5 protein-coding genes are annotated in these 4738 nt (G+C 45.2%); 3 read left to right on the forward strand and 2 right to left on the reverse strand.

The window, feature by feature from the left end:
• Positions 1-279: 279 nt before the first annotated feature.
• Positions 280-489 (reverse strand): DUF6404 family protein, encoded by a 210-nt coding sequence (locus B5D35_RS22770; RefSeq protein WP_198557145.1) that lies wholly within the window; start codon positions 487-489, stop codon positions 280-282.
• A 219-nt stretch (positions 490-708) separates the two neighbouring features.
• Here B5D35_RS22770 and B5D35_RS22775 point away from each other — a divergent pair, with 219 nt between their 5' ends.
• Positions 709-1608, forward strand: coding sequence for an AraC family transcriptional regulator (locus tag B5D35_RS22775; protein WP_078754699.1), 900 nt, complete (start codon positions 709-711; stop codon positions 1606-1608).
• A gap of 46 nt (positions 1609-1654) precedes the next feature.
• Here B5D35_RS22775 and B5D35_RS22780 read toward each other — a convergent pair whose 3' ends face one another.
• Positions 1655-2818, reverse strand: a complete 1164-nt coding sequence (locus B5D35_RS22780; protein WP_139367849.1) for a multidrug effflux MFS transporter — start codon at positions 2816-2818, stop codon at positions 1655-1657.
• A gap of 101 nt (positions 2819-2919) precedes the next feature.
• Here B5D35_RS22780 and B5D35_RS22785 point away from each other — a divergent pair, with 101 nt between their 5' ends.
• Both B5D35_RS22785 and B5D35_RS22795 read left to right on the forward strand, forming a co-directional pair.
• Entirely contained in the window at positions 2920-3684 is a 765-nt protein-coding gene (locus tag B5D35_RS22785; RefSeq protein ID WP_078754700.1) for an AraC family transcriptional regulator, read from the forward strand.
• 789 nt (positions 3685-4473) lie between these two features.
• On the forward strand, positions 4474-4738 hold a 265-nt coding region (locus B5D35_RS22795; RefSeq protein ID WP_170915257.1), incomplete at its 3' end, for a transposase.

Here is a 4738-nt window from a genome sequence, read left to right on the forward strand (position 1 = left end):
AATCTCTTTCCGACTCTCATGCCTTTTGGCAACAGCGTATAAACCACTTCCGCTGCTTCATCACATGACGCACCTTGAACGGATTCACTTATGTTCATCATACTGACTACCTAGCACTCACCCGATTTATGTGGTTATCAGGAGGACCGTCCTCTCACGATTTCAATCCCGATTGGCAAATGCCAACCTTCGTTACATTGTCAGAGCCGCTACTTTATTCAGGCTCCTAGGTTCATCTGGTGATACAGATGGTTCACTCGTTGAGCGGTGAACAGCGCTTCATACGACTTCACGTCGCACGCCCCACAATGAGCCAAACCAGATGGTACCAAGCAGTATGTTAGTACTGAAGGTCGCAAACTGAGGCGGTGGTACTTTCATGCCAAGTTTTCTGGCTAGCCGATAAATGATGGGGTTGATTGATGAGGCTAAAAATCCGTTCTTTATAAGCACTTTGTGTGCTTTATCTAGGTGTTGCTCAAAGCTCATTTACTATCACTACTTATAACGTGTTGCGCCCACTATAACGCAACAGACTTCCGATAAAATCGGCTTCTTTGTATTTGGTGACGATGCTCTCGAAGATAGGGTATTTTGTACGGAAAGACGAGGCTGCTCCTTGATTTGTGCGCTTTTTCAATGCGCTGTAATTGATCAGTGAATCAAATTGGCTAGGCTATAGCGAACAGCCTCTTAATGCGCATATCAATGAAAATAGACTATAAAAAGCGACTGACTCCTGTTATTCGATACCTTGAAAAACACTTCAATGAGCCCCTGAACCTCAATGAGGTTGCCTCTCTGGCGAATTTGTCTCCTTATCATTTCCACCGCATTTTCAAAGCGGTACAGGGAGAGACGTTGGGAGATTTTATTCGCCGTTTGAGATTGGAAAAGGCGGCACATGACCTCTTCATTCGGAAAGAGCCCGTACTAAACATTGCGCTTGAGTATGGGTTTTCGTCATCCCAGAGTTTGGCGAAGGCATTCAGTCAACACTTTGGTGTGACGCCCACAGGCTTTAGAGAGGCAGAAACGTATGAAGCGTTTTCGTTACTGACGCGAAACAGCAAGATTGGACACTCGTTGCGCAAGAACGGAAACGTAACGCTTTCCGATGATCTATATACTGGCTCCAACACATCAATAAGGAGTTCACAAATGGAAACGCAACACTTTAATGCCTCAAAATTAGCTTACGTTCGTGTCGTTGGACCTTACGGACAAGGTTACGAAGAACCGTGTGGTCGGCTCTATCAGTGGGCTGGTGCAAAAGGCTTTGCTGCCAACACTTGTATCTTTATTTACCATGACAATCCCGAGATCACGCCAGATGATAAGTGCCGTACCGATATCTGCCTGATGGTTGGAAATGAGACAGAAGTGCCCACAGGTATTGAGTTGCAAGACTTCCCTGGTGGTACGTACTGCACGATAAGACGCACCATTTCAGATAGTTCCGAGTATGCGCCAGCGTGGGATGAGCTAATGAGCGGTGTGATCGAAGCCGGTCTGGAGTCAGAAAATAGGCCTTGTTTTGAGCTTTACCATAGCGTCAGCAAAGACCCATGCATAGCAGATGTAACTTTCTGCACCGCTGTTAAATAACGCTTGATCGTGAATGGTGCTCGGTAATCCGAGCACCTATTCCACCTTATTCGTTCTTGTGTTTTGCCTCGTAGAGTGCATTGCGTTTCAAAGCGGGAAAGCGCAGGGTACAGATGACTGAAACCAGTGAAGCAACAACCAGGGTACCACCCAGGTACTGAAATTCCCCCGCGATACCAAGAGCTGCACCAAGCATCAAATAGTACATCAAACCGAACAGGGCTCCAGCTGAGCCTGCCACGTCGCGATAATTTGCTAATGCACGTCCCAACACGTTTGGAATAGCGATACCATTTGCCATGACGACCAACATCATCGGTGCAAGAAGCCAAATGCTGTCGGAAAGCACACAGACACCTACGCTTCCTATCAACATTAATCCGCATGCGACGGCGACAATACGATCGAGATTTTGATGTCGTTGCACCAATGACTTGTTAAGTAGGCCACCTAAAAATGAACCTGCAGCTAACGCAAATCCGCTGTAGCTGAATTCAATAGAAGAGTATCCCATACGTTCAAACGAAAACGGTGCAATGGCATAGAAGCCAAAAAGCAGTAAATTGAACATGGCAATGAGAATCGCATTGCGCCAGATACTGGCATCTTTCGCCATTCGGATTGCCAACCCGAACAGTGGGATACGTTGTGTGTTATTAGGCTTCGTTTCGGGCAGTTTTATAAAGGTCGAGGCCAACAATATGCCAGCACTGATCATTAGTGCGAGGAACACACCAAGGTAGCCCCATTGTGTGGTTAGTACGCCTCCCGCAAGCAAGCCAATAACTGGGCTGATGGCGACTGCCATGCCCATGATTGAAAAAACCTTGGCGAGAGCAGGCCCTTCAAATGCATCTCTCAGGATAGTTTGACCAATTACCGATCCTACTGCGGCACCAAATGCCGCGATTACGCGAGCCAGCAGTACGACCGAGAAGTCGTTGGCGACACTAGCGAGTGCACAACCCACGCAATAAGTTAGCAACCCCCCAAGCATTGCCTTTCGCCTTCCTATTACGTCACAAAGTCGCCCCCACACAAAAACGCCTAAGGCAAAAGCAGTAAAGTAAACCGACAGGGTTAAAGATGCGGTATCAGACGAGATTTCAAAGGTATTCGCGAGATCTGGCAACGCGGGGCTATAAATGGTTTCAGCAACTTGAGGAAACATCATCAACGTACTGAGTAGCCACAATGGGGGTGTTTTCATATCAACTCCAAAAACAAAAACCGTGAACGTTGCGCAGTCTACGGTGTAATATGGCAGGGTTAATATCGATATCAGAACCTAAAACATTAAGATAAGGACAAATGGCAGTTATCAGCGGAAATACACCGTTTAATGCAGATGCGCTCGACAACCTGGTGATCGGTGTGGCGACACAAATAGGCAAGCATGACTCGGGCATGCATAAGCACAGAAAACACCAACTCTTGTTCGCCTCGTCAGGGTGTATGAGCATTAACCTTGATGGGGTGTGGTGTGTGCTTCCGCCATCACGTGCGGTATGGATCCCTGCAGGTGTTGAGCACTGTGCGGTGATGAGAAATGTCGTTGACTATCGGTCTTTGTATTTCGATGTTGATGTTTCTCCATTGTTTCCACTGGAGATCAAAATCCAATCTGTTAGTGGGTTGCTGAAAGAGTTGATAGAACGTATGGCGCACTGGGAGTGGAACAAGCCAGTCGAAGAGCAGGTCAATACTTTCGCGCTATTCTGCGAAGAGTTGGTACTGTGCGAAGAGGAGTTTTTCTCGTTGCGGCTCCCGACAGATCGTCGAGTCCAACGCTGGTTAGGCCTTGTCATGGATGGAGAGCTTATTCCCGAGAATCTCGCTGATATGGCGGAGAATATAGGTGCCAGTGCTAAAACCATCAGCCGGATTTTTATCCGTGAAACTGGGATGCCTTATCAGTCATGGCGGCAGCAGTGGAGGCTTCAAACTTCTATCGAAAGATTGTCTAAAGGTGTAAGCGTGTCGGACATTGCCAGTGAGTTGGAGTTCTCCAGCGATAGTGCATTTATCAGTTACTTCAGGAAGATGACAGGCCATACACCTGGTCGATACTTGTAGGTCTGTTCAAAATTTACAGTGTAATTCAGGACAATTGGCCTATATTCATTGTAATGATAATCATTCTCATCTATGTTTGTATTTAACACACATTGAGAAAGGGAGGGCGTTATCTTGGATTGGGGAGCGAACGGCAAGGCAACTGCGCGAGAAATTAATCGACAGCAGAAAGTACAAGTTGAAATCAGTGTGGAAACCTTGGAAGCCCTTTTCCTTGAAGGGAAGCTATGTGCTGCAAAGCTGAACTGTTTAAACATGGAGTCAAAACAGGCGGTACAAAGTTTGTGTTTGAAGGCGTGTGTTCAGCGCTTCTGTCAACCGGATGATGTACCCGTAAAGGTAAGCGTTTCCAATCACATAGCAAAGAGTAAAAGAATTATTTATTAAATTAACATCCTATCCTTGTGAAAATACACATTCACCCCAATATATAAATAGTTTTATTGTTTGTTTTATGAAAACGGCGACTTTTTATTGTTGAGTTTACGATTGTTGAAATTATTCATGTAATCATTCACTTAACTTTTCATCGTAAATATTTAATAAAAACACCCTTGAAAATTTTTGTATTAAACCCCAAATATGATGAAGAGGTTATGACGAAAATCGTATGACCTTGTTTGAGTTAAACCCTATGTCTGAATCTTTAATAGCCTGAATAGGTATTCTAATTCAGATCTCAAATTATCGCTTCTTTGGAGGATACATGAGGCTTTGTTGCTTAAATCGATGGAACTAAATCTAGAAGCTACGATCTGATCGGCTACACCCATCAATCGTCGTAGTCTCATGTCTAAACCTCGTTACAAAACAACTAACTGGAAGCAGTACAACAAAGCCTTAATCAACCGTGGTTCTCTGACCTTTTGGATTGATGAGGAAACGATAGCTGAGTGGAAACAAAACAAACAAGGCAAGCGTGGTAGACCTCGCCGATTCAGCGACTTAGCCATTACTACCGCACTGATGGTGAAACGCATTTTCTCTATGCCATTGAGAGCGCTACAAGGTTTTCTAGACTCTGTTTTTAAGCTGGCTAACATCCCGCTTGTTT

Origin of the sequence: Enterovibrio nigricans DSM 22720 (genome assembly GCF_900167155.1) — a bacterium.
GTDB classification, from domain to species: domain Bacteria; phylum Pseudomonadota; class Gammaproteobacteria; order Enterobacterales; family Vibrionaceae; genus Enterovibrio; species Enterovibrio nigricans.

What these genes read in the sequence shown, in the direction of transcription:
- B5D35_RS22770 (WP_198557145.1), bottom strand. Translation starts at nt 489, where the DNA reads ATGAGCTTTGAGCAACACCTAGATAAAGCACACAAAGTGCTTATAAAG.
- B5D35_RS22775 (WP_078754699.1), top strand. Translation starts at nt 709, where the DNA reads ATGAAAATAGACTATAAAAAGCGACTGACTCCTGTTATTCGATACCTT.
- B5D35_RS22780 (WP_139367849.1), bottom strand. Translation starts at nt 2,818, where the DNA reads ATGAAAACACCCCCATTGTGGCTACTCAGTACGTTGATGATGTTTCCT.
- B5D35_RS22785 (WP_078754700.1), top strand. Translation starts at nt 2,920, where the DNA reads ATGGCAGTTATCAGCGGAAATACACCGTTTAATGCAGATGCGCTCGAC.